22 protein-coding genes are annotated in these 23,177 nt (G+C 61.0%); 6 read left to right on the top strand and 16 right to left on the bottom strand.

All coding sequences use genetic code 11. The features are described 5' to 3' along the window. Positions 1 to 41 precede the first annotated feature (41 nt). Positions 42 to 4,226: a hypothetical protein gene (locus tag IPK70_09680; GenBank protein ID MBK8227429.1), complete on the top strand. Its 4,185-nt coding sequence runs from the start codon at positions 42 to 44 to the stop codon at positions 4,224 to 4,226. Between the two features lie 30 nt (positions 4,227 to 4,256). Continuing rightward, the gene (locus tag IPK70_09675; GenBank protein ID MBK8227428.1) at positions 4,257 to 4,913 is read left to right on the top strand and encodes an RDD family protein; all 657 of its coding nucleotides are present in this window, start codon (positions 4,257 to 4,259) and stop codon (positions 4,911 to 4,913) included. A gap of 93 nt (positions 4,914 to 5,006) precedes the next feature. On the opposite strand, the gene IPK70_09670 is transcribed toward IPK70_09675, so the two are convergent. From IPK70_09670 to IPK70_09610, 13 genes are all read right to left on the bottom strand, one after another. After that, positions 5,007 to 5,765 (bottom strand): hypothetical protein, encoded by a 759-nt coding sequence (locus IPK70_09670; protein ID MBK8227427.1) that lies wholly within the window; start codon positions 5,763 to 5,765, stop codon positions 5,007 to 5,009. 41 nt (positions 5,766 to 5,806) lie between these two features. Then, the gene (locus IPK70_09665; GenBank protein MBK8227426.1) at positions 5,807 to 6,457 is read right to left on the bottom strand and encodes an outer membrane lipoprotein carrier protein LolA; all 651 of its coding nucleotides are present in this window, start codon (positions 6,455 to 6,457) and stop codon (positions 5,807 to 5,809) included. Between the two features lie 50 nt (positions 6,458 to 6,507). Beyond that, on the bottom strand, positions 6,508 to 7,332 hold the full coding sequence (lepB, locus tag IPK70_09660) for a signal peptidase I (GenBank protein ID MBK8227425.1): 825 nt from the start codon (positions 7,330 to 7,332) through the stop codon (positions 6,508 to 6,510). 107 nt (positions 7,333 to 7,439) lie between these two features. Beyond that, positions 7,440 to 9,020, bottom strand: coding sequence for a signal peptidase I (locus IPK70_09655; protein ID MBK8227424.1), 1,581 nt, complete (start codon positions 9,018 to 9,020; stop codon positions 7,440 to 7,442). 88 nt (positions 9,021 to 9,108) lie between these two features. Continuing rightward, complete coding sequence (gene dapB / locus IPK70_09650; GenBank protein MBK8227423.1) at positions 9,109 to 9,873, bottom strand: 4-hydroxy-tetrahydrodipicolinate reductase; 765 nt, start codon at positions 9,871 to 9,873, stop codon at positions 9,109 to 9,111. Between the two features lie 66 nt (positions 9,874 to 9,939). Further along, entirely contained in the window at positions 9,940 to 10,470 is a 531-nt protein-coding gene (locus tag IPK70_09645) for a hypothetical protein (protein MBK8227422.1), read from the bottom strand. Between the two features lie 21 nt (positions 10,471 to 10,491). After that, positions 10,492 to 11,370, bottom strand: coding sequence for a ParB/RepB/Spo0J family partition protein (locus tag IPK70_09640; GenBank protein ID MBK8227421.1), 879 nt, complete (start codon positions 11,368 to 11,370; stop codon positions 10,492 to 10,494). A gap of 43 nt (positions 11,371 to 11,413) precedes the next feature. After that, the gene (locus IPK70_09635) at positions 11,414 to 12,229 is read right to left on the bottom strand and encodes a ParA family protein (GenBank protein ID MBK8227420.1); all 816 of its coding nucleotides are present in this window, start codon (positions 12,227 to 12,229) and stop codon (positions 11,414 to 11,416) included. A gap of 47 nt (positions 12,230 to 12,276) precedes the next feature. Then, complete coding sequence (locus IPK70_09630) at positions 12,277 to 12,954, bottom strand: metal-dependent hydrolase (GenBank protein MBK8227419.1); 678 nt, start codon at positions 12,952 to 12,954, stop codon at positions 12,277 to 12,279. Between the two features lie 120 nt (positions 12,955 to 13,074). Further along, on the bottom strand, positions 13,075 to 13,521 hold the full coding sequence (locus IPK70_09625; GenBank protein MBK8227418.1) for a DUF1987 domain-containing protein: 447 nt from the start codon (positions 13,519 to 13,521) through the stop codon (positions 13,075 to 13,077). 86 nt (positions 13,522 to 13,607) lie between these two features. Further along, positions 13,608 to 14,012, bottom strand: a complete 405-nt coding sequence (locus IPK70_09620) for a hypothetical protein (GenBank protein MBK8227417.1) — start codon at positions 14,010 to 14,012, stop codon at positions 13,608 to 13,610. Beyond that, positions 14,009 to 14,539: a tetratricopeptide repeat protein gene (locus tag IPK70_09615; protein MBK8227416.1), complete on the bottom strand. Its 531-nt coding sequence runs from the start codon at positions 14,537 to 14,539 to the stop codon at positions 14,009 to 14,011. The genes IPK70_09620 and IPK70_09615 overlap by 4 nt, the downstream gene beginning before the upstream one ends. 16 nt (positions 14,540 to 14,555) lie before the next feature. Beyond that, positions 14,556 to 15,011: a hypothetical protein gene (locus tag IPK70_09610; GenBank protein MBK8227415.1), complete on the bottom strand. Its 456-nt coding sequence runs from the start codon at positions 15,009 to 15,011 to the stop codon at positions 14,556 to 14,558. Between the two features lie 66 nt (positions 15,012 to 15,077). Here IPK70_09610 and IPK70_09605 point away from each other — a divergent pair, with 66 nt between their 5' ends. Further along, on the top strand, positions 15,078 to 16,298 hold the full coding sequence (locus IPK70_09605; GenBank protein ID MBK8227414.1) for a hypothetical protein: 1,221 nt from the start codon (positions 15,078 to 15,080) through the stop codon (positions 16,296 to 16,298). Between the two features lie 21 nt (positions 16,299 to 16,319). Here IPK70_09605 and IPK70_09600 read toward each other — a convergent pair whose 3' ends face one another. After that, complete coding sequence (locus IPK70_09600) at positions 16,320 to 16,805, bottom strand: nuclear transport factor 2 family protein (GenBank protein MBK8227413.1); 486 nt, start codon at positions 16,803 to 16,805, stop codon at positions 16,320 to 16,322. Between the two features lie 155 nt (positions 16,806 to 16,960). Between IPK70_09600 and IPK70_09595 the strand changes: the two genes are divergently transcribed. From IPK70_09595 to IPK70_09585, 3 genes are all read left to right on the top strand, one after another. Beyond that, a complete protein-coding gene (locus IPK70_09595) occupies positions 16,961 to 17,473 on the top strand; it encodes a carboxypeptidase regulatory-like domain-containing protein (GenBank protein MBK8227412.1) in 513 nt (170 codons plus the stop codon). A 72-nt stretch (positions 17,474 to 17,545) separates the two neighbouring features. Continuing rightward, positions 17,546 to 18,067, top strand: coding sequence for a DinB family protein (locus IPK70_09590; protein MBK8227411.1), 522 nt, complete (start codon positions 17,546 to 17,548; stop codon positions 18,065 to 18,067). A 75-nt stretch (positions 18,068 to 18,142) separates the two neighbouring features. Continuing rightward, positions 18,143 to 19,489, top strand: coding sequence for a DoxX family membrane protein (locus IPK70_09585; GenBank protein MBK8227410.1), 1,347 nt, complete (start codon positions 18,143 to 18,145; stop codon positions 19,487 to 19,489). Here the strand turns inward: IPK70_09585 and IPK70_09580 are convergent. Both IPK70_09580 and uvrA read right to left on the bottom strand, forming a co-directional pair. Then, on the bottom strand, positions 19,486 to 20,217 hold the full coding sequence (locus IPK70_09580; protein ID MBK8227409.1) for a TIGR00730 family Rossman fold protein: 732 nt from the start codon (positions 20,215 to 20,217) through the stop codon (positions 19,486 to 19,488). The two genes, IPK70_09585 and IPK70_09580, sit on opposite strands and share 4 nt — an antisense overlap. Before the next feature lie 90 nt (positions 20,218 to 20,307). Further along, positions 20,308 to 23,169, bottom strand: coding sequence for an excinuclease ABC subunit UvrA (gene uvrA / locus IPK70_09575; protein ID MBK8227408.1), 2,862 nt, complete (start codon positions 23,167 to 23,169; stop codon positions 20,308 to 20,310). Between the last annotated feature and the right edge of the window lie 8 nt (positions 23,170 to 23,177).

Genomic DNA, 23,177 nt, shown 5'->3' with positions numbered 1-23,177 from the left:
ATTGCGGCGGCTCGGAACCGGCCAATGCATTGCACAGCCTGATGATCAGCTCCTTGCGCACTTTGACCAATCGCTTCCTTGCGTTCTTCCTGTTCGCCTTCGCGTGCTCTTCGTCCTGGGCACAGGTCGATGTCGTGATGGTCTATGGGACCGTGAAGGACCTGTCGACCGCTAAGAAGATCGATGGGGTGACCATCTCTGTCTTCAAGAACGGAGCTAAACTCATCGAGGTTCCAACGAACGCCAGCGGCAAGTACGAGGTCAACCTCGATTACAGCGCCGAGTACAAGGTGATGTGCTCGAAGAAGGGCTTTGTCAGCAAGAACATCGTCATCGACACGCGCAACATTCCGGAGGAGGAGAGGCAGGGCGGCCACGGCATGAACATCGATTTCACGATGCTGCAGGAGCTGCCGGGAGTCGATTTCTCCATCCTGCAAGAGCCATTCGGCAAGGCCAAGTACGTAGGTGCCACGGGCAACTTCGAGTGGGACATGGACTACACCAACCGGATGCGCGAGGCCCAGGTGCAGTTGATGAAGCAATATGAAGAGCGGAAGAAGCGCGAAGCCAATGCAGAAGCGGAGTTCGCTAAGCTCATGACCGCAGGCAATGCTGCCATGACCGCAAGCGACTTCAAGAAGGCGGTGGAGAGCTTCACCGAGGCACTGACACTGAAGGCCAACGACCCCGTTGCCACGGCCAAGCTCAGCGATGCCCGGATGCGCTTGGAGGCCGTGGATGGAGAGAAGAAGCTCGCTGAGGAATACGGGGCGCTCGTCAAGGAGGCTGACGGCCTATTCAGCAAGAAGAACTATGAGGCTGCGAAGGTGAAGTACGAGGCAGCGCTGGATATCAAAGAGGCCGAGGCGCACCCCAAGGCGCGGATCAAAGAGATCGACGTCATCCTGGCCGACCTGGCCAAGAAGGCCGAAGAAGAGCGCAAGGCCAAGGAGCTGCAGCAGAAATACGAAGCTGCGATCACCGCTGCGGACGCCGCCTTCAAGGCGGAGAATTGGGATCAGGCTACGGCCAAGTACACCGAAGCCGGCACCCTGAAGCCTGAGGAGCGCTATCCCAAGGACCAGATCGCCGCCATCGCCAAGAAGAAGGAGGAATTGGCCAACAAGGCCGAGGAGGAGCGCAAGGCCAAGGAGCTCCAGCAGAAGTACGATGCCGCCGTGGCCGCTGGTGATGCTGCTTTCAAAGCGAGCAATTGGGACATCGCCACCGCCAAGTACAACGAGGCCAGCACGCACAAGCCGGAGGAGAAGTACCCCAAGGACCAACTCGCGGCCATTGCGGCCAAGAAGGACGAAGAGAAGCGCAAGGCTGAAGAGGAGCGCCTGGCCAAGGAAACCTTGCAGAAATACCAAGCCGCCATCGCCGCAGCCGACGTGGCCTTCACCGGGACGCGCTATGATGATGCCGAAGCCAAGTACAACGAAGCCAGCGCGCTGAGGCCCGACGAGAAGTATCCGAAAGACCAGCTCGCATCCATCGCCAGGAAGCGCGAGGAGCTGGCGAAGCAGGCTGAGGAGGAGCGCAAGGCCAAGGATCTTGATGAGCGGTACAAGGCAATGCTGGCCGATGCCATGAAGGCCTTCACGGGTGATCAGTACGATGATGCCATCGCCAAATACACGGAGGCAGGCAACCTGAAGCCCAAGGAGCAATACCCCAAGGACCAGATCGCCCTCATCAACAAGAAGAAGGAGGAATTGGCCAAGAAGGCGGAGGAAGACCGGAAAGCCAAAGAACTCCAAGAGAAATATGATGCGGCGATCGCCGCCGCCGATGCTGCGCTCGGCAGCGAAGAATGGGAGGCTGCCACCTCGAAGTACACCGAGGCCTCAAGCTTGAAGCCCGCAGAGAAGTACCCGAAGGATCAGCTCGCAGTGGTGCTCAAGCGCAAAGCAGAAGCGGAGGAGCGTCGGAAGCAGCAGGAACTGCAGGTCAAGTATGACAAGGCTGTAGCCGATGCCGATGATTCCTTCGATGCGGAGGATTTCACCATTGCCAAGTCCAAGTACCAGGAGGCCTCGGCCATTAAGCCAGCGGAGAGCTACCCGAAGGGCCGGATCGAGGAATGCGATGCCCGTATCGCAGAGAAGGCCAAGCGGGAGGAGGAAGAGCGCAAGGCTCGCGAGCTTGATGCGAAGTACACCGAACTCATTGCCAGGGCTGATAAGGCATACAGCGGCGAGAAGCTCTCCGCCGCACTGTCTGATTACAAGGATGCCGCTGCCCTGAAGCCACAGGAAGCCCATCCGCGTGACCGTATCATCGATATCGAATCACGGCTCGATTCCGAAGCCAAGGCCAAGGCCGAAGCAGAACGGCTGGCGCGCGAGAAAGCTGACCTGGACAAGCGCTACACCGACTTGATCACGGTAGCTGATCGCGACTTCGGAGCCAAGAAGTACGAGCAGGCACGCACGGCTTACACCGATGCCTTGGGCATCAAGCCTGAAGAGCAGCGCCCCAAGGATCGTATTGCAGAGATTGAGCGGATCCTTGCCGATCTGGCTGCCAAGGATGCTGCTGACCGGGAAGCCGCGGAACGTGCCGCTGCCGAACGTGCTGCTAAAGAAGCTGCCGATAAGCTTGCCGCGGAATTGGCAGCGGCCGAGAAGGCCCGCGCCGAAGAAGAGGCCAGGATTCGGAAGGCCGAGGAAGAGGAGATCGCCCGCCAGTACCGTGAAGCCGTGGCCGCGGCCGATCTGGCCTTCGGGCAGGACAATTTCGATCGCGCGCGCCAGAAGTACACCGATGCGCTGGGCCTGAAGCCGCAGGAGAATTACCCCAAGGACCGGTTGGCTGCGATCGATGCCGAGATCGCGCGTCGCGATAAGGACCGCAGCGAAGCCGACAGGCTGGCGGACCAGCTTCGTCGTGATGAAGAAGAGCGCAAGCGCCGCGAAGCAGAGGAAGCCGAGCGCGCCCGGCTCGCGGCCATCAGCGAACGTGACCGGTTGGAGGCAGAGCGCCTGTCGCGTGAGCAGCAGGAAGCTGAGGCGCGCCGCATGGCCGAAGAACGGGACCGGTTGGCGCGTGAGGATTCGAAGGCGATGGAGGAGCGATTCCGTTCGGCGATCGTGAACGCCGACGAAGCCTTGGCGGCGAAGGAATATGAACGGGCTCGCGGGCTGTATGCCGAGGCCAGCGATCTAAGGCCCGAAGAGACCTATCCGCTCGCCAAGATCGGCCAGATCGATATGCTGCTCGCTGAATTGGAGCGGCAGCGGCAAGAGGCAGAGCTGGCGGCGCGCAGGGCGATGGAGGATGAATCGCAGCAGCGCTCGCGGAAATCGACAACCATCGATAGGAGCAACGAGCAGCAGGCGGAGGAGTTCATGCGCAAGGCCCGTGAACGGGAGGAAGCCGAGAAATGGGAGCGCATCCGCAAGCAGCGTGATGACCTCATGGCTCAGGAAACCAGCAAGGTCCAGGACGCCACCAAGCGCCGTGATGGCGAGGTGGTCAGCAAAGAGCGTGTACAGGAGGCACAGGCCGGGCTTTATCGCGGCGATGAGACCAGGCGCGAGTTGAGCGCCTCCGAAATGCAGGCCATGAAGGACCGTTTGGCCGAGGAGGAGGAGCGTCGCAGGGACCGGTCAGGCCAGGTGATCGCGCAGCAGTACGACCTGAAAGTGGCAACCGAAGACCGGGTGATGCAGAAGGAGCGAGCCATGGCCCAGCGGCAGGTGCAGGCGACGGAGACCGTGGCGGAGCAGACCGAGCGCATCCGGACTGCCGAGGCCGAACGGACCGCAGCGGGCGCTAAGCGCACGAGCGAGCAACGGAGCCAAGTAGAGCAGGTGATCGAGCAGGAATCCGATCGCCAGCGCAAAGGCGCAGCATTGAACGATGAGCGGCTGCGTGCAATCGACGACCAGAAACGGTCCGCTCTCGCACGGGAAGCGGGCTATGCTCAGGCCAGTGAGGCCTCAAGGGCGCGCAGCAAGGCACGGTTGGATGCAACGCCCAAGGACCAGCCGCGCGACTTCGCCAATTACAACCGGAACAAGCTCGCGCAAGAGTATCCGGAGGGTGTCACCGAGGAGAGCTCCACCGAAGGCAACAAGGTGATCATCAGGCGCATCGTAGTCAAAGGCAACCGTGCCGATGAGTACAGCAAGGTGATCGCGAAGTGGGGCATCTACTATTTCAAGAACGGCCAGAGCATCACCGAGGCCATTTGGACGCGTGAGACCGAGGGCTAGCCAATCCGCGGAACAGGCTTCGACCCGCGCATGAGCAACATCCGCATCGAGACCGCTCAGAACGTCGTCATCCACCATGAGGTGGCCGGCATCGGCGATCGATTGGTGGCATGGCTCATTGATGGCTTGGTGAAGATGGCCTGGTACGTCTTCTGGCTCATGATGCTCTTCATCCTGGAGCCGCAGGATTGGGATGACACGAGCGTTGGCGTCTACTTGATCCTCGTTCAGCTGCCACCGAGCTTCTACCACCTTGCCAGCGAACTGCTCATGGACGGCAAGAGCGTGGGCAAGAACGTGATGAAGATCAAGGTGGTGCGCATCGACGGTGGTCAACCCACCCTGGGGCAGTACCTCTTGCGCTGGCTCATACGCCCGCTCGACAGCCTCTACGGGCTCGGGCTCGTAGTGGTGCTGATCAACGGCAAAGGCCAAAGGATCGGCGACCTGGCTGGGGGCACCACCGTTGTTTCATTGAAGCAGCGCACCCGCTTGGCTGACACACTGCTCACCGAAGTCCGTGATGCGCATGTGGCGCGTTTCCCGCAGGCCGTTCGCCTGACCGATGCTCAGGCTGCATTGGTGAAAGAGGTGCTCGGCAGCACGCGCATGGCGAACCGCTTCGCCATGATCGATGAGGTGGCGGCCAAGGTGCGCGCCACGACAGGATCAGCGGCGATGGTCTGAACAACATGGATTTCCTGAAGGCCGTGCTGAACGACTATGTGCACATCACGGGGCAGCAAGGCGCGGGCACCGGCCATTTCAAGGGCGAGCGCCCTACCAGCCCGTCACCAGCAGGCGGCGCGCCCCGTTGATCCCGCACTTCTGGTACTTGTCGTAGGCCGCTGCTGAGCGCTCCCGGATGCGCTCTTGGTTCTCGCGCAGGACCCAGCCATCGAGCGCTGCCTTCAGCGTGTAGGCTTCGGGGGCCATCAATCCGGTGGTCCATACCAGCGGATCGGCACCGGTTGCGCGCAGGTGCTCCGCGAAGTAGCGCTTGCTGATGCATGCCAGGATGATGGCCTCTCGACTGGAATGGCCGGATGAGGTGAACCGCTCCTCGATGCTGAAGTCCATGAGGCCATCGTGGCCGAGGTAAGCCACCAGTGCGGCATTGCCACCGGCGTGAAGCGTTGTTCCCCCGGCCTTCACGGTACGTGGCCCCTGACCACTGGAATAGCGGAGCAGATCAACCGTGGCTTCACGGATATGGCGTCCATCATAGGCGTCGGCCACGATGTACACGGCGCTGTCGCGGTGCTTCCAAACGGCGCGATCCAGGATATGCGGCTCGATGGCTGCTCCGCATGGCACCCGCAACCAATCCGCTGAGCGGTCGAAGTGCGTCTTCACGCCATAGCCCGCGCCCCAATACAGGTTGGTGCGCGCATTCTGGCCATTGCCGATGCCAGCCGGCACCTTCACGATTCCTTGGTGCTCGTTGTCGCAGAGCGCCACGAGCACATGCGCCACGCGCGGCGATTGAGCGGATAGCGCATTGAAGGCGACGAAAGCCGGAAAGACGAGGGCGCGCATGGTGGATGAATGCGCGCCCTCCGTGCGGGTAACGTCAGCGATCAGCGCAGGTCGTTCACCTCCACGCCCGGATACTTGCTCTTGTCGAAGGTGAAGAGACCATCCGGGAGATCAGGGTTGGCCGTGAATTTCTTCACCGTGTAAGTGACCACGTTGCCATCCTTGTAGAGCACTTGCACGCTGCGCGGGTCGCCCTTGGCTTTTTCAACCGTGAGCAGCACGGTGTGGAATGGCTTCTTCGCCGGATCGATAGGGAAGAGCTTCACCACTTGCGTCATCGCGCCGCTGGCATCGGCCTTCTCCTCCACGAACTGGCTCTTGAAGCCTTTCTCGTACTGGGTGAACATGGTGCTCGGGTCGAGGTCCTGGTCCATTTCGGCGGGATCGTTCAAGGTGACCTCGTTGGTCTCTTTGCTGTAGGTGTGCAGCACCTTGCCATCGTTGATGATGGTGTTCTTGTCGAGCACGAGGCGGAAGCGCTTTCCCTTCACCTTCATGTTGCCCTCCTGCTTCACGTCGAGCTTGTCCTTGGTGCTCTGCAGGCGGCTGGTGAAGTCGGCTTCGAAGCTGGTCCAGCTCTTGGACTGGGCCATCAGGCGGTCAACGATCGCTTTCGATTTGGGGTCGTCCTGTGCAGAGGATGCGATCGGCGTGAGGAGGAGCGCAGCGGTAAGGAGCAGGGCATTCTTCATGGCGGTGCGAAGTTCGGGCGCCTTAGCCAAAGGCCATGCCACGAGGATGATCATCTTCGATGCAGCAGTACTGCCCGTCCGATCAGATGGTCATTCGGCACGAAGCCCCAGTAGCGGGAATCGGCGCTGAAGTGACGGCTATCGCCCAGCACGAAGTAGTAGTCCTTCTCCACTTCGTAAGTCGTAAGCGGCTGTCCATCAATCAGGAGCACGTTGCCGCTATTGCTCAACCGGTGCCCTTCGTAAACGGAGATGAGCCGATCATAGAGAGGCAGATTGTCAACGGTGATCCTGAGCCTGTCGCCGCGCTTGGGCACGGTGATGGGGCCATAGTCATCGCCATTCCACGGGTAGAACGGGCTGAAGGGGAAGAGGTGCCGTTTCCCGCCCGAATCGAGCCGCATGGGCGCGACGCTCACCACCGATCCATCCTTCACGAGTGCATCGGCCAATGGCGCATTCAACGCGGTTTCCAGGTTGCTCCTTCCTGGAACGATGAGGGCGTCAGGCAAGCCATGCCGCTGCGCCAATGCGCTCGCATCAACGCCACTACGCAAGCGCACCAGATGGCTCAAGGTCATGCCCTCAGGCTGATCCGCTTGCGTGCCATTCACGAAGAGCCTGGCATTCCGAAGCTCAAGGATGTCGCCAGGGGTACCGGCCACACGCTTCACCATCAAGGGCCTTCGCCACCGGGGCTCGGAATCCTTCAGCGGGTCGCGGAACACCACGATGTCACCGCGGTGAATGCCTGTCCACGTCGTCCAGCGTTGCACCAGCAGCAGGTCGCCAGGCCGCAGCGTAGCGAACATGCTCGCGCTGCGCACGGTGACGAAGCGAATGATGAGCGCATTGAGCAGGAATAGAACGCCCAAGGCAAGGGCGAAGGCATGAAGCCAGCCGCTGCGTTTCGCATTCGACAGGACTTCTCGAATCCTTAACCTGCCTTGCATTCGACCTGCAGTCCAATACCGCGATCGGACTACTTAACCCCTGAGAATATCCGCTTCCACCGGATTCCGGTCTCAGGATCCTTGGTGAACCATACCAGCACGGCCTTGCCCACCACGTGGTCGAAGGGCACGAAGCCCCAGAAGCGGCTATCCTGGCTTCGGTGCCGGTTGTCGCCCATGAGCCAATAGTAGTCCTGCGCGAAGGTGTAGCTGGTTGCCGGCTGTCCGTCGATCAGGATCTGATCGCCTTCCACCGCCAGGTCATGGCCTTCATAGACGTCGATGATGCGGCGGTAGAGCGGCAGGTTCTCCAAGGAGAGTTGCACCGTGGCGCCTTGCTCCGGTATCCACAACGGACCGAAGTTGTCCTCGCTCCAATCGAAGCGCTTGTCATTGGGGAAGATGGGAAGCTTGCTTCCTCGCTCTGTCCCGCGAGGATTGTCTTGCCGCTCCAATTGGGTGAAGTAGGGGTTGTTGGCCTCGAGCGATCGCACCTGCGCGTTCGTGAGCGCCACGTTCACGGGTTCGCCGGCCACCGGGCGCTGTCCGTTCTGCAGTGAGTAGGATCCCATGTCCCCGATGCCGATGTCGTCGCGCTCCTTCATCATCGCCTGGGTGCGCTCACCATAGTTCACCTTGAAGGCTGTGTTGTAGCTGAACTGCGCTTGCTCGGGCCAGGTCTCTTTCACGCCATCCACGTAGACGAATCCGCTGCGCACCTCCAGCGTATCGCCAGCCACGGCCACGCAGCGCTTGATGTAGTTCTCGCGCTTGTCGATCGGGCGCACGAGCAAGCCGCCCATGGGAACGCTCACGATATCGTCACCGACACGGTTCATGATCCGGGTGTTCGGGTCGCTCACTTTCTTCCGGCCCATGTCGCGCACGAGCTGGTAATAGCTCTGGTTCTGCACGTTAGCCACTACGGTATCGCCTTCGGGGAAATTGAACACCACGGCATCGCCTCGCTCGGGCTTGCCAAGGCCGGGTAGCCGGCGGTAGGGTTGTGAGAACCAATCCACGAACGATGGGGTGCTCGTGGTGAGGGGCATGGTGTGGTGCGTGAAGGGGAAGGTGAGCGGGGTCATGGGCAGCCGAGGGCCGTAGCTGAGCTTGCTCACGAAGAGGTAGTCGCCCACCAGCAGGCTCTTCTCCATCGACGGCGTGGGGATGGTGAAGGCCTCGAAGGTGTAGGTGCGGAAGACCGTGGCCACGATCACGGCGAACAGGATGGCATCGCCCCATTGCTCAAAGAGGTTGCGCTTGCGCTTCTCAGGCGGGATGGGGCCGATGTAGGTGTCCTTCGAGAAGATGGTCTCAGGGATCCTCCACCACGGCAGGAAGGTCATGAGCACGTACTCCTTGTAGCTGCGGCGACCGAGCACGATGGAGATGTTCACATTCATGATGATGAACATGAGCAGGTTCACGCCCGGCACGATGAAGAGCACGATCCACCACCAAGGCTTGCCGGTGATCTTCAGCCACACAAGGATGTTGTACACGGGGACGAATCCGGCCCATGCGGGCTTGCCGGCCTTCTGGAAGAGCTTCCATAGGCTGGCCATGAGCACAGCGAAGTAGGCGTAGAGGAAGATGTAGGGGAGCAAGGTTGGGAGGTTGAATTTTGACCCTTAGGTCGGGGGGATGTTGCAGGTTGCAGCTTGGAGCGTCGGCTTCAGGGTCGGCACTGCCGGTTCACGATCGTTGATTCATGTCCAGCACATCGTCCATGGTGAAGAGCCCTTTGCGGTTCAGGAGCCATTCAGCCGCGATCACCGCGCCTGTAGCGAATCCGCTACGATTGAAAGCCTCGTGCGTGATGGTGATGCGGTCGTTCGCGCTGGACCAGGTGACGCTATGCTTGCCGGGGACTTCGCCCGTTCGCTCGCTCGAAATGGGGACCGGGGCTGGCGAGACCGCTTCGCTCAGCTGGCCGTTCGGCAAGGCAGGGTCGACGTGACCACGACTACCAACGAGTTCCCAGCCAGCGTAACGTTGCGCGCGCAGGTCGATATCGTTGGCGAGGGTGATAGCCGTGCCGCTGGGCGCATCGAGCTTGTGGGCATGATGCACCTCGTCGATTCGGGCGGCGTAGGCCGGCACCTTATCCATGAGCGCGGCCAGCTGCCGGTTAACGCGGAAGAAGAGGTTGACGCCGACGCTGAAGTTGCTGGCCCAGAGCAAGGAGCCTTTGTATTCATCCACGAGGCGGCGCACCTCGGGGAGCTTGTCGTACCAGCCTGTGGTGCCCACGACCACGGGCACGCCCATCTCCATGCACAGCCGCATATTGGCCAACGCTTGCTCGGGCTTGCTGAACTCGATGGCCACATCGGCACCGCTCGGCGCTGCGCCGGCATTCGCCTTGGTCACGCGCAGCACCACTTCATGCCCACGCGCATGGAGAGCGGCCTCAATGGCCTTGCCCATTTTCCCGTAGCCGTAGAGTGCGATGCGCATGCTGGGCGCCGAAGGTAACCGGCTGCCTCAGAGGCGGTGGCAAACAAGTGTGAACGGCAATGCGCCTCAGCGCAGTGCCAATGATAGGCTGAAGCCCGGTGCGCCAATCGCCGCAGTGCTCAACGATGGCCCTAAGCCTGCACTTAAGTCGCGCCCCACATCGAAACGCACGAAGTGGGCGTCAACGCTCGCGTCCACCACATTGAGCAGATAGACCGCCCCGAAGGCGATGTAGCTTAGGTCGCGCCAGCGGCGGTAGGTATCGGTCACCTCCAGCACCTGGCTGGAGCTGAAGCGGCCATTGAATTCGTCGGTGGTGGCGGGGTCGCCATCCACGATCGCGATGTAGGCATCCTTGTAGCGGCGGTACTCTCGGGTGTTCTCCTGGATGAAATACACGCACGTGCCCAGCCCGGCCCAAGCGATCGGGGCCTTCCAGTACTTGCGGTTATAGATCTGCCCGGCCCCCGGAGCCACAATGCTGAGGATGCTGGCTTTGCGCGGGGAGTGGCGTTGGCGCCAGGAAAGTGTGTCGGATTGCGCCGATGATGCGCTGGCGACCACGAAAGCGAGCAGAATGGCGAAATGACGATTCACGGTGCAAAGGTGAGGCTTCGTTCACCCCAGCACCTTCTTCAGCCTATCCAGCTCCTGCTGGCTCTTGAAGCCGATCTCGATGGTGCCCCTTCCGTTCATATCCACCTTCACGGTAACACGGCTTCCGAGCTGATCGGTGAGCAACGCGCTCAGTTCCTTGTCGTAGCGTGCTTTCGATGCAGTTGCCGGACGCTTGATCCCCGGCACGGGCGTGAGGTTCCGGGCCAGGTCCTCCACCTGCCGCACGCTCAATTGGCTCTCCACGATCTTGTGGAAGAGCGCCACCTGTCGGCCGGGATCTCCGATGGTGATCAGCGCCCGCGCATGGCCCATGCCGATGCTGCGGTTGCGAAGGCCCAATTGCACTTCGGGCTGCAGCTTCAGCAGGCGCAGGTAATTGCTGACGGTCGCACGGTCCTTGCCCACCTTCTCGCTGAGCTTCTCTTGGGTCAGGCTCACCTCATCGATCAGACGCTGGAAGCTCACGGCCACTTCGATGGGGTCGAGTTCCTCGCGCTGGATGTTCTCCACCAGGGCCATCTCGAGCATGGCCTCGTCGTTGGCCACGCGCACATAAGCAGGCACCTCAGCGAGTCCGGCCAGTTGCGAGGCGCGGAAGCGACGTTCGCCACTGATGAGCTGGAAGCGCTCATAGCCCACCTTGCGCACGGTCACCGGCTGGATCACCCCCAATTCGCGGATGCTCTGCGCCAGATCGGCCAGGGCCTCTTCGCCGAAATGCGCGCGTGGCTGGAAGGGGTTGGGCTCGATCTGCGATACCGGGAGCATCGTGGTGCCGCCCATGGGCCGGTGCGCTGAGGCATCGCGCGCCGTGATGTCGGCGGCTGGCTCATCGAGCAGTGCGCTCAATCCTCGTCCAAGCCCTTTCTTCTTGATCATGTTCGCTGGTAATGCTTGAGGTGCGCTGAAACAGATGAAGGCGTCAGTCAATGGTCCCAGCGGCCATCATGCGCTCGGCTTCCGGTATGCGCGTAAGGCTGTTCTTCTGCAGGATCTCGCGGGCCAGGTTCAGGTAATTGGTGGCGCCCTTGCTGCTGGCATCGTGCATGATGATGCTCTTGCCATGGCTCGGCGCTTCGCCCAGAGCCACGTTGCGGTGGATCACGGTATCGAACACCAATTGCTGGAAGTGGGTCTTCACCTCTTCCACCACTTGGTTGGCAAGGCGCAGACGGCTGTCGTACATGGTGAGCAGCATGCCCTCGATCATCAGCTCCGGGTTGAGCCGCTGCTGCACGATCTTGATGGTGTTGAGCAGCTTGCCCAGGCCCTCAAGCGCGAAGTATTCGCACTGCACGGGCACGATCACGCTGTCGGAGCAGGTGAGGCTGTTCACGGTGACCAGTCCCAAGGAGGGCGAGCAATCGATGATGATGAAGTCGTAGCTGTCACGCAATGGTTCCAGCACTTTCTTCATCTGATGCTCACGTTCAGGCATATCGATCATCTCGATCTCCGCGCCCACCAGGTCAATGTGGCCCGGCAGCAGGTCGAGTCCGGGATTATCGGTGCCCACGATCACTTGCTGGGCCGGCGTGCCGTTAATGATGCACTCGTAGATGCTGGCTTTCACTTGCCGAGGATCGTGCCCGGTCCCGCTGGTGGCGTTGGCCTGTGGATCGGCATCCACGAGCAGGGTGCGCCGCTCTAATGCGCCCAGGCTCGCGGCCAGGTTGATGGCAGTGGTGGTCTTGCCTACGCCGCCTTTCTGGTTCACGATGGAGATGATCTTGGCCATGTTGCTGATTTTTGTTGTTGGGCCGGGAATGCCCTGCCCGTGCGAGTTCAGATTTCGATGGTCTCTCCGATGGCAGGAAGCAGGAGGGTGATCTTCGATAGGGCGAAGGCCTCAATGGCCGCTTTCGTATCGATGGTGATGGGAGGGAAGGTGTTATAGTGGATGCCTACCACCTTGCTCACGCCCATGAGTTGGGCCGCCGCAATGGCATCCTGCACACCCATGGTGAAATGGTCGCCGATGGGCAGACAGGCGAAGCGCAGGTTGAAAGGCTTCAGCAATTGCATGTCAATGGTGAGGGCCGTATCACCGGCATGGTGGTAGGAACCCTCAGGACCAGTAACCACGAAGCCCCCTGGATTGCCGCCGTAGCTGCCGTCAGGCAACTGGCTGCTGTGCAATGCGGTTGTGTACTTCACACGGAAGGGCCCCACCGCGGTGCTGCCTCCTATGTTCAGTCCAACGGTCTTGGCAACACCCTTCTTCTCGAACCAAGTGGCGATCTCATAGTTGCTCACAAGGGTGGCATTCGTCCGCTTGGCAATGGCTTCTGCATCGGCAACGTGATCACCGTGACCGTGCGTGATCATGATCTCCGTGGCCGGCACGCGCTCAGCATTCACTTTGCCAGCAAGCGGATTACCAGTGATGAAGGGATCGAAGAGCACATCGTGCCCGGCGCTGTTCACGCCGATGCAGGAGTGGCCATAATAGGTGAGCTTCATCCGATCCAGGCGGTAAACGTTGGGTCAACGTTTCCGGCCGGACAAAGAACAGGGCGGACCTTGCCTTATTGCTGTTGAAAAACAGGCGAGTTTTGAACAGGGCCCGGTGCTCAGGATTCGTTAGAAGAGATCTTGCACTTCCACGAAGTTGAAGTCGAGGCGGAAGAGGCTCTCATAGTCCTTCCCGGTCTCGGCCATTTCCTCATCCCCGGTCTCGAAATGCCAGTTCACCCGCACGTGCTGCCCGCGCTCGTTCACGGCGTCGAGCTTCTGGAAGATGTTGTAGAGGTGCTTGCTGCTGCTTGTGTCAAGGTAGTCAAGCCGCATGTTCACCGTGGTCTCTTCCTTGGGCTGCTCCAGGTATTCCTCGATCCAGCGATAGACACGGGAATAGAATTGCTCGGAATTGTTGGGGAGTGATCGGCCCACGAATTCCATCACGCCGTTATCGAGGTCGAGGTCGATCTCGGGTGAATGCTCGGTGCGGTCGATGTGGAAACGTTTGGCGGGCATGGCATGCAGGGCTTCGAGCCAAAAGTGCATGCCAATGCCGCGTGCTGAGCGCATGATGGATGGCTCCCCATCAACACGGCAGGGTGGAGAACGATGAGAGCCGATGGGGCCGCCATCGGCCTTCGAGTGGAGCAGGGTGCTCAGCGCCCGTTGTAGGCGGTGATGATCTCGCGGTCCGTCGGAAGCACGATCTCGCTGTCATTGGCGCGGCGCACCCAATAGAGGTACTTGCCGCTGCCTTCGCAAGCAAAAGCGTTCAGGCTCTCTTCGGGTCCGAGCGCGCGCACAGGGAAGGTGCGCCAGGTTCCGTTCTTCTCTTGCACGGCCACCTTCACTTCGATCACCTCGCGGCACGCGTTCTTCAGGTCGAGCTGATAGGTGCCGCTGAAATCGCGCTTGTAGCCTTCGATATAGCTGAAGCAATGGTCGCATGGCGCGCCCCATTTGCTGCTGGTCTTCACCAGGCAGTCGGAGTAGCTCTGGTCTTGCGCTTGGGTCGTGAGCGCCAAGGCGAAGGCGGCGAGGAGTGTAAGGGTTCGGGTCATTTGCATCGGTTGTTCTCGAGGATGATGCGCGCTTCGGCGTTGCCGGCTCGCTTGCTTGCTTTCCAATCCTTGCAGGCGCCGTCCTGATCACCAGTCGCCTTGCGGCTCCAACCGCGGTTGTTGAAGGCCTCGCCGTTACGCGCATCGATCGCGATCACGCGGTCGAAATCGGCGATGGCCTCAGCATGGCGCCCCAGCTTGGCCAGTGCGCTGCCACGGCTCAAGAAGGCTTGCGGGTGCTCGGGCTTTTCGCCGATCACCGTGCTGAAGTCAGCGACCGCCTCGGCGTATTGCTTCAGGATGCTATGGCAGAAGCCGCGGTGCAGGTGCGCGTTCACATGCGTCGGTGCTATGGCGATGGCCTGAGTGTACGCTGCGATGGCCATCATATGGTCTCCTGCGCGATGGGCCTTTTCGCCGGCCTTGTAGAAATCATCGGCCGGGTCGGGCTTGCCGTTGTCGGCGAGGTATTGACCTTGCGCGCTGGCGGCCACCAGCATCGCGGCAAGGGGTGTTGATAGGCGCATGGGTCGGTTGAAAACGTCAGTTCTTACGCTCTCCGCGCATTGGGGTTTCCAAGGCTGTGGCGGAATGCGCCGCTAGCAGTGCGCGCAGTGCATCCAAGGTGGCCGCGGCCCCATCGTCCAGCGGTGGTCGGGGCAGGTTGCATCGGCCTGTCAGGCGCACGGAATTGAGCTTGAAGAGCTCTTTCGTGAAGCATCGGTCATGACCCTCACGGCATTCGAGGATCACGGCATCCTCTTCCATGGAATAATGGAGGCGCTCCGGGTCAATGCTCGCCAAGGGCGCCACATCCTGCCGGATCCGCGAATTAGCGTCGTACAAGTCGATCACGAGTTGCAGGCGCTTATCCAGCTTCAAGACCACGCTCCCGCCGAATAGCTCGTTGAGCTTGGCGATGCCGTCGGACTGCCCGAAACCGTTGTTCGGAATGACCGCGAAGGCTGCGATCGCGGGAAGCAGTTTCCAGTGAACCATGCGAGGCGCTGTAACGTACACGGGCACCCGAGGTTCCGCTCGCCCATGCTTCAACCCCTGCGCTCCATGCTCCGGACTGCCTTATCGGTCACCTTCTTGCTGCTGGCCGTATCACTGCTCGCGCAAGGCAAGTTCAAGGCGAATGGCCGGGTGAAGATCGAAGGAGGCGACATGGCCGGCGCACGCGCCGTGGTGTACAAGAATGGCGTGAAGGAGCGCACCATCACCACTGGCCTGAGCAAGTTCGCGCTGGAGCTGGAACTCAATGCAAGCTACATCGTGTCGTTCGAGAAGGATGGCTACGTGGCCAAGAAGATCTCCTTCGACACGCGCGTGCCAGGGGATGCCATCGCCAATGGATTCACCCCGTTCGATTTCGCGGTCTCCCTCTTCAAGCAGTACGACGACATCAACATGGTGGTCTTCAATCAACCGGTTGGGATGATCCGGTATGATGCCTCGGCAGGGGATTTCGACTACGACACCGACTACACCAAGTCGATCCAATCGCAGTTGCAGGAAGCGGTCGCTCAGGTGGAGAAGAAACAGAAACAGGAAGCCGCAGGAGCTGCTGAGGCCGAGAAGCGCAAGGCTGAGGAAGCCAAGGCGCTGCAGAAGGCCGAGGCTGAAGCGAAGAAGCAGTTGGCAGCGCAGGAGGCATCGGCTGCCAAGGCGAAAGCTGAGGCCGAGAAGGCTGCAGCAGCGGAAGCAAAGGCCAAGGAAGAGTCAGATCGCCGGTCAGCGGCCGAAGCCGCGAAGGCGGAGCAGGCGCGCGCATTGGCAGCTCAGAAAGAAACCGCGAAAGCGCCGGTTGCGAAAAAGACCGAGCCCAAGGCCGATGTGCCGCTGAAGGCTCCTGTCGAGCCCAAGCCCGAGAAGCCCAAGCTGATCCCAGGTGTTCCTGCCCCACAGCGTAACACATTGGCCGCAGCCCCTTCGGAAGGCGAGGATGGTCGGCGTCGCGTGGATCCCGTGCTCGTTGAAGAGCAGTCGCGCATGGCCAAGGCGCGCACGAATGAACAGCAGGAGGACAGGCCTGTCCCAAGCACCGTTGAAGCGGATTCGTTCCGCACAGAGGAACTGATCGTGGAGGCCGGCAAGGTGACCACCGTTGTGAAGGTTGAAGTCGGGGGCAAGGCCACGGAGTACCGCCGCGTGTTCCACAAGTGGGGCGGTGTATTCTACTTCAAGGATGGATTGGCCTGCACCCAGCTCGTTTACGAGAACGAGGCCTTGCCTCCGCAAGAGCATCTGGCAGGAGCGGCGCCACGCGGCAAGCTCGATTGAGCCGCCGGATCCTTCTTCTGTTCATTCATCCTTCAAAGGCCCGAGCGGGCAAGCTGGGCACCCTTCCGTTCGTCGCGTGTACGCCACGCTTGCGATTCGCCAGCCTCCTGGCCCGAGTGCCAGGGTGAATGAATCAATGCCGCAGTGCGAAAAACGCCCATCGATGTGGAAGTCATAGAGCATCGTGGCCACCGCGATCGGACCATCGATACGGACATGCGCATCCCAATAGCGCTCTACCAGCCGCTCGGTCCCGGCAGTCAAGCGGGTCAAGTAGTCCTCGAACGAAATTGACTGCACGCGCTTCGAGCCATCGAGGGCCACCACGTGCAGGGCACCGCCACTGACCAAGGTGCTGGCCATGGCCGCGCTGTCACGGGCGGTCATGGCGGAAAAGAAGTGATCCACCGCGCGCAGCACATCGGTCTCGGCCTCGAGGAATGCTTGCGGCTTCGCCTTTAATGGGGCAATGGAGAGTAGCAGGAGGCCGAGCAGTCGGGTCGTCATGGTGCCAAGGTATCCGCAAGCCATTCACACGAGGGTGTTCGTAATCGGCTATTCAGGCCCAATGCCGCCGTTTCTGCGTGATCCTATGTTCGCCCCCCGCTCGTTCCGGATCCGCTTACCACGACGGCACGGGCGACCTCAAATTCCGTTCTATCATGCGTACGCTAGGTCTCCTCGCGCTCTGCCTTGTCGCCATCGAATCAGGAGCTGCACGGCTGCACATCAAAGGCAATGTTACCGTTTTCGAATCCCGTGAACCGATGGCGAACGCGCTTGTGCGGGTCTACAAGAACGGCGTGAAGCAGCACGTATTCCGAACGGTCGCGAACGGTCGCTATGACGTGGTGCTCGACAATGGGGCCGATTATGTTATCCGCTTCTCCTCGCCGGGACACGTCACCAAGTGCTTCGGGATCGATACGCACGGACCAGCCTGGGAGAACGATAACGCGGTTACCGTGGTTGAAGTGGAGATGACGCTGTTCCAGCAGGTCGAGGGCATGGATCTGAGCTTCTTCGATATGCCCATGGGCCTTGCGCGCTACAACCCGATGACCGGCTTCCTCGGTTGGAACAGGCCCTACGAGGAACGCATTCAGCCGGAGGTGGCCCGCCTGTGCGCGGAGGTCAAGCAGCGGCGTGACCAGGCGATGGCGAAGCATCCGTAAGGCCATTGTCATGGAAATGCAAGCTCGGCTGCTGCGAGGCATCGGTTCGGGTGCCTGTCGGGTCAAGGGTTCATGAAGCTCATCCCGTGGTCGGACCGGAAGCTGCCATTCGGCAAGGGCGTCGACGATTGGCCATTCTTACTCGAGCGATTGCGCGGTACGCCGGCGCGCTCGGCGCACCTGCTCAAAGGGATCCCGATCGAGTGCCTTGTGCTTCAGCAGCAAGGCCGATGGAGCGCCATGGGGCACTTGGCCCATATGCTGTTCCTCGACCAGCGGTTCCAGTCCCGCATTGATGATTTCGAATGCCGGCGTCCGGCCTTGTGCCGGATAAGCCTTGATGGGCAGGAGGAGCGGATCAGGCTGGCAAGCAACCGTCAGCCCGGCGATCTCTTGGAAGAGCACCGCATCACGCGTCTGGATCTGGTCAGTAAGCTGGCAGCCATGGATGAGGCAGTGCTTCAGCATCGAGCATCGCATCCATGCATGGGAAGCGCCATGAGCCCTGTGGATATGGCACTATGGATCGCTGAGCACGATGACCACCATCTGCTCTCGATGCGCATGGCGCTCGTCGAGCGCTTCAACGATTGAGCGTCAAAGGGGTGTTAAGGGCCTTATGCCCGTGATGGCCCCTTCTATCTTCGGCGCCATTCAATCGGAACGGATATGCGCCCACTCGTGCTCTTCTCCCGGCTCATTGTCGGATCGCTCTTCATCGTCAGCGGCCTGATCAAGGCCAACGATCCGCTCGGCTTCTCCTATAAGCTGCAGGAGTATTTCGCGGAGAGCGCGCTCAATCTCCCCGCATTCGAGCCGTACGCGATGGCCTTGGGGATCCTCGCCTGCTTGGCGGAGGTGGTGCTGGGCTTCGCCGTGCTTTTCGGCGGTCGCTTGCGCATGGCGGCCATCTCGCTCTTCGCGCTCACGGTCTTCTTCGGCTGGCTCACGCTCTATACCGCCACATGCGATCCGCATGGCACGTACACGGTGCTGGTGAATGGCGTGGCCGAGGAGCGCCCCGTGACCTGCGTAACGGACTGCGGCTGCTTCGGCGACGCCATGAAAGGCAGCGTGGGCAGGAGCCTCACGCCTTGGGAGAGCTTTTACAAGGATGCCATCCTCTTCGTGCTCATCATCCCGATACTCATCCATGCGTTCCGCTCCAAGGGCGGTTCATGGAACACCAAGGCCGACGACATGGTGCTGTTGCCCGGCGGCTTGCTGCTGGTGGCCATCTGGAGCTGGATCTTCACTTGGTGGGGTCCGGTGTGGTTCACGCTGCTCGGCTTCCTTGGGTATGCGCTGATCAAGCGCGGTGCTCAAGGCATCAAGGCCGAGTGGCTCACTGCGGCATGGGCATCGGTGCTCACCCTGGTTTTCGCATGGTGGTGCTACTCGCATCTTCCATTGCGCGATTATCGGCCATATGCCGTTGGCAAGAGCATCACTGAGCAGCGCGTGAGCAAGCCTGCAGTGAATAGGATCTTCATGAGCTACACGAACAAGACCACGGGCAAGGTGGAGGAGTTCGATACCTCCATGCCGTACCCATGGGACGATCCCAATTACGAAGAGGTGAAGGAGAGCATGCGGGTGGTTGAGCTGGAAGCTGGCGTGCCATCGCCGGTGCAGGACTTCCGGTTGATCGACCGGGACGGATACGAGCTCACGGATGATGTCCTCAATGAGCCCGCCCCGGTGATCCTGGTGGCGGCATACGACCTGAGGAAGAGCGATCCTTCGAACATCAAGGCCATTGCGCAGCTCGCCGATGATGCTCAGCGGAAGGGCTGGTACGTGTACGGGGTCACCACCAATGCCTGGGAAGCGGTGGATGAGTTCAGGCACGAGCACCAGCTGGCCTTCGAGTTCGTGCAATGCGATGAGAAGGTGATCAAGACGATGGTGCGTGCCAATCCTGGCGTGCTGCTGCTGAAGCAGGGCACCGTGAAGGGCATCTGGCACGGGAACGACGCGCCCTCGCTGGTCGAAGCCGAAGCGAAGCTGAACTAGAAGTTCGGCTTCAGCATGTACTTGCTGTAGAAGGCGTTGATCGCAGCCACGGCGTCCTCTGGCTTGTCAACCACGCTGAAGAGCTCCATGTCCTCCATGTTGATGTAGGCATGCTTGCTTCCCATGGTCTGGGCGATCCAATCCAGCAGGCCTTGCCAGTACTTCTTGCCGACCAGGATGATCGGGAAGCGCGCGATCTTCTGCGTCTGTATCAGCGTGAGCGCCTCGAAAAGCTCATCGAGCGTGCCGAAGCCGCCGGGCAGCACGATGAAGCCCTGCGAGTATTTGGTGAACATCACCTTGCGGACGAAGAAGTAGTCGAAGTGGAGGCTCTTCTCCTTGTCCACGTATGGGTTCGATGATTGCTCGAAGGGCAGCTCTATGTTGAGGCCCACGCTCGTGCCTCCGCCGCGCTGGGCGCCTTTGTTGGCGGCCTCCATGATGCCTGGGCCGCCGCCTGTGATCACGCCGTAGCCATTGCCGGTGAGCTGGAAGGCGATCTCCTCCGCCAGCTTGTACTCCGCGGCGTCGGGCTTGGTGCGTGCGCTGCCGAAGACGCTCACGCAGGGTCGGATGCGCTGCATGGCCTCGAAGCCCTCAACGAATTCGCTCATGATCTTGAAGATCGCCCAGCTGTCGTTGGCCTTCACCTCGCTCCAGCCCTTGCGCTTGAATGCGCGCATGATCCGGCGCTCGCTCTCTTCGTTCTGTTTCGACTCTTTCTTCATCGGTTGGTCAGCTGCCGCGAAGGAAGCCCCGGCTGGTGCTCGCGCCCGATCCGGTCGATGCCCTTTATCAACGCTCCGTCGAGGACAGGCTCAGGGGTGCAGCTCTTCCTTCAGGTAGGGCCAGGTGTGGCCACGGCCCATCAGCACCACTTCCTCCGGCGTTCCGCGCGCCACGATCATGCCGCCGCCGGCGCCGCCTTCCGGCCCCATGTCGATCAAGTAGTCGGCCACCTTCATGATGTCGAGGTTATGCTCGATCACAAGCACGGTGTTGCCTTGGTCCACCAGGCGCTGCAGCACGTCGATGAGCTGCTTCACGTCGTCGAAGTGGAGTCCCGTGGTGGGTTCGTCCAGGATGTAGAAGGTGTTGCCCGTTCCTTTCTTGGTGAGTTCGGTGGCCAGCTTGATGCGCTGTGCCTCGCCTCCGCTGAGGGTCGTGCTGCTCTGGCCGAGCTTCACGTAACCGAGTCCCACATCGAGTAATGTGCGCAGCTTCTGGTTGATCTGCGGGATGTCGGCGAAGACCGTGGCCGCCTCCTCCACGGGCATGTCGAGCACGTCGGCGATGCTCTTGCCCTTGAACCGCACTTCAAGCGTCTCGCGGTCGTAACGCTTGCCACGGCAGGTCTCGCACGGCACGTGCACGGCAGGAAGGAAATTCATCTCGATGGTGCGCACCCCTGCGCCCTTGCATGTCTCGCAACGGCCTCCAGCGGTGTTGAAGCTGAAGCGGCCGGCCTTGTAGCCGCGGATCTTGGCGCTGGGCAGTTGCGCGAAAAGCTCGCGGATGTGGTCGAAGAGGCCGGTATAGGTGGCGGGGTTGCTGCGCGGGGTGCGGCCAATGGGGCTCTGGTCCACCTCGATCACCTTGTCGATATGCTCCAGCCCTTTGATGCTGTGGAAGGCCAGCGGCTGCGGATCGCTGCGGTAGAAGTGCTTGCTGAGGATGGGGTATAGGGTGTCGCCGATGAGGGTGCTCTTGCCGCTGCCGCTCACACCGGTGATGCAGATCAAGGTGCCCAGCGGGAAGTCCGCATCCACCTCTTTGAGGTTGTTGCCTTTGGCGCCGCGCAGCGTGAGCCGTTTGCCGTTGCCCTGTCGCCGCGCCTTCGGCACCTCGATGCGCAATTCGTTGCGCAGGTACTGCGCGGTTACGCTATCCCCTTGGGCGAATCGCTTCGGGTGGCCTTGCGCCACGATCCGGCCGCCGTGCTCGCCTGCGCCAGGCCCGATATCGATCAGGTGGTCGGCGCTCATCATCATCTCCTTATCGTGCTCGACCACCAGCACGCTGTTGCCTCCGTCGCGAAGGCTGCGAAGGCTCGCGATGAGGCGCTGGTCGTCGCGCTGGTGCAGGCCGATGCTTGGCTCATCGAGGATGTAGAGCACGCCGGTGAGCTGGCTGCCGATCTGCGTGGCCAGGCGTATGCGTTGCGCCTCGCCGCCGCTCAATGAGCGCGCGCTGCGGTCAAGGGTGAGGTATTCGAGGCCCACATCGAGCAGGAACCGGCTACGTGCGGTGATCTCCTTCACCACCTCTTTGGCGATGACGGCCTTGGTGCCTTCAAGCCTGTCCACCAGGCCATTCATGAAGGCATGCAGCTCGATGAAGGAGAGTTGCACCAGCTCGCTGATGTTCTTCCCATCCACGCGGAAATGCAAGGCGGTCTTCTTCAAGCGTGCACCATGGCATTCTGGGCAAGCCACCATGTGCGTGAACCCGGCCGCCCATTTCTGTGCGGTCTTCGGGCCTTCTTCAGCCTGTTCGAGGATGAATGGGATGATGCCCTCGAACTGCACGGTGCGGTCGCTGAGGCCGATGCTGCTGCTCACCCGCAGCGGCTCATCCATGCCGTTGAGCAAGGCTGCCAGCACAGCGTCGTCCATCTCTTCGACCGGGGTGTCCAGGTCGTGGCCGAAATTCTCCAGCACCGCTTCGATCTGTTTGAACACCCAGGAATTCTTCGCGCTGCCAATGGCTACGATGGCTCCTTTCCGGATGCTCTTCTTCCGGTCGGGGACGATCTTGTCGAGCGCGACCTCGGTTACTTGACCGAGGCCGCTGCACCTTGGGCATGCTCCGTAGGGACTGTTGAAGCTGAAGAGGTTCGGCTCAGGCTCTTCATACGCGATCCCGCTGGTGGGGCACATGAGGTGGCGGCTGAGGAAGCGGGGCGCGTGTTGGCCCTTGGCTTCCACCACCATCAGGCTGCCCTTGCCGTACTTCATAGCGGTGTTGATCGTCTCGGCAAGGCGCTTGGCGTTGCTTTCGCTCACCTTGATGCGGTCCACCACCAGCTCGATGTCGTGGACCTTATACCGGTCCAAGCGTGGCCGGCTCGTCAGGTCGATCACTTCGCCGTCGGCCCTAGCACGTAGGAAACCCTGCCGCAGGAGCTGCTCGAAGAGCTCGCGGTAGTGCCCCTTCCGCCCGCGCACCAAGGGCGCCAGCACAAGCACCTCTGTGTTGTCGTAGGCTTCGGAAACCAGCTGCACGATCTGCTGGTCAGAGTAACGCACCATGGGCTCGCCGGTCACATGGCTGAAGGCATCGGCCACGCGGGCATAGAGCAGTCGCAGCAGGTCGTAGATCTCCGTCACCGTGCCCACAGTGCTGCGCGGGTTGCGGCTGATGGTCTTCTGCTCGATGGCGATCACAGGGCTGAGGCCGGTGATCAGGTCAACATCGGGCCGTTCGATGCCGCCGAGGAATTGGCGCGCATAAGCGCTGAATGTCTCGATGTAGCGGCGCTGGCCCTCGGCGTGGATGGTGTCGAAGGCCAGGGAGCTCTTGCCGCTGCCGCTCAGGCCCGTTATCACGACCAGCTGGTCGCGCGGGATGCGCACATCGATGCCTTTCAGGTTGTGAACCCTGGCGCCGAGCACTTCGATATGATCTTCAGTGGCGCTGCCGTTGTGCGCGGCATCCGCCGGGAGGGCTTCAGTCTTCAAACGGGCGC

The organism is Flavobacteriales bacterium (assembly GCA_016712535.1).
Taxonomy (GTDB): domain Bacteria; phylum Bacteroidota; class Bacteroidia; order Flavobacteriales_F; family PHOS-HE28; genus PHOS-HE28.
Note: the sequence above shows the minus strand (reverse complement) of the source record. Positions and strands in the feature narration are given on the sequence as shown.

What these genes read in the sequence shown, in the direction of transcription:
- IPK70_09580 (MBK8227409.1), bottom strand. Translation starts at nt 20,217, where the DNA reads ATGAAGAAAGAGTCGAAACAGAACGAAGAGAGCGAGCGCCGGATCATG.
- IPK70_09585 (MBK8227410.1), top strand. Translation starts at nt 18,143, where the DNA reads ATGCGCCCACTCGTGCTCTTCTCCCGGCTCATTGTCGGATCGCTCTTC.
- IPK70_09625 (MBK8227418.1), bottom strand. Translation starts at nt 13,521, where the DNA reads ATGCGCTCAGCACGCGGCATTGGCATGCACTTTTGGCTCGAAGCCCTG.
- IPK70_09595 (MBK8227412.1), top strand. Translation starts at nt 16,961, where the DNA reads ATGCGTACGCTAGGTCTCCTCGCGCTCTGCCTTGTCGCCATCGAATCA.
- dapB (MBK8227423.1), bottom strand. Translation starts at nt 9,873, where the DNA reads ATGCGCATCGCACTCTACGGCTACGGGAAAATGGGCAAGGCCATTGAG.
- IPK70_09590 (MBK8227411.1), top strand. Translation starts at nt 17,546, where the DNA reads ATGAAGCTCATCCCGTGGTCGGACCGGAAGCTGCCATTCGGCAAGGGC.
- IPK70_09615 (MBK8227416.1), bottom strand. Translation starts at nt 14,539, where the DNA reads ATGCGCCTATCAACACCCCTTGCCGCGATGCTGGTGGCCGCCAGCGCG.
- IPK70_09675 (MBK8227428.1), top strand. Translation starts at nt 4,257, where the DNA reads ATGAGCAACATCCGCATCGAGACCGCTCAGAACGTCGTCATCCACCAT.
- IPK70_09635 (MBK8227420.1), bottom strand. Translation starts at nt 12,229, where the DNA reads ATGGCCAAGATCATCTCCATCGTGAACCAGAAAGGCGGCGTAGGCAAG.
- IPK70_09670 (MBK8227427.1), bottom strand. Translation starts at nt 5,765, where the DNA reads ATGCGCGCCCTCGTCTTTCCGGCTTTCGTCGCCTTCAATGCGCTATCC.
- IPK70_09600 (MBK8227413.1), bottom strand. Translation starts at nt 16,805, where the DNA reads ATGACGACCCGACTGCTCGGCCTCCTGCTACTCTCCATTGCCCCATTA.
- IPK70_09620 (MBK8227417.1), bottom strand. Translation starts at nt 14,012, where the DNA reads ATGACCCGAACCCTTACACTCCTCGCCGCCTTCGCCTTGGCGCTCACG.
- IPK70_09605 (MBK8227414.1), top strand. Translation starts at nt 15,078, where the DNA reads ATGCTCCGGACTGCCTTATCGGTCACCTTCTTGCTGCTGGCCGTATCA.
- IPK70_09640 (MBK8227421.1), bottom strand. Translation starts at nt 11,370, where the DNA reads ATGATCAAGAAGAAAGGGCTTGGACGAGGATTGAGCGCACTGCTCGAT.
- IPK70_09630 (MBK8227419.1), bottom strand. Translation starts at nt 12,954, where the DNA reads ATGAAGCTCACCTATTATGGCCACTCCTGCATCGGCGTGAACAGCGCC.
- IPK70_09610 (MBK8227415.1), bottom strand. Translation starts at nt 15,011, where the DNA reads ATGGTTCACTGGAAACTGCTTCCCGCGATCGCAGCCTTCGCGGTCATT.
- IPK70_09680 (MBK8227429.1), top strand. Translation starts at nt 42, where the DNA reads ATGATCAGCTCCTTGCGCACTTTGACCAATCGCTTCCTTGCGTTCTTC.
- IPK70_09665 (MBK8227426.1), bottom strand. Translation starts at nt 6,457, where the DNA reads ATGAAGAATGCCCTGCTCCTTACCGCTGCGCTCCTCCTCACGCCGATC.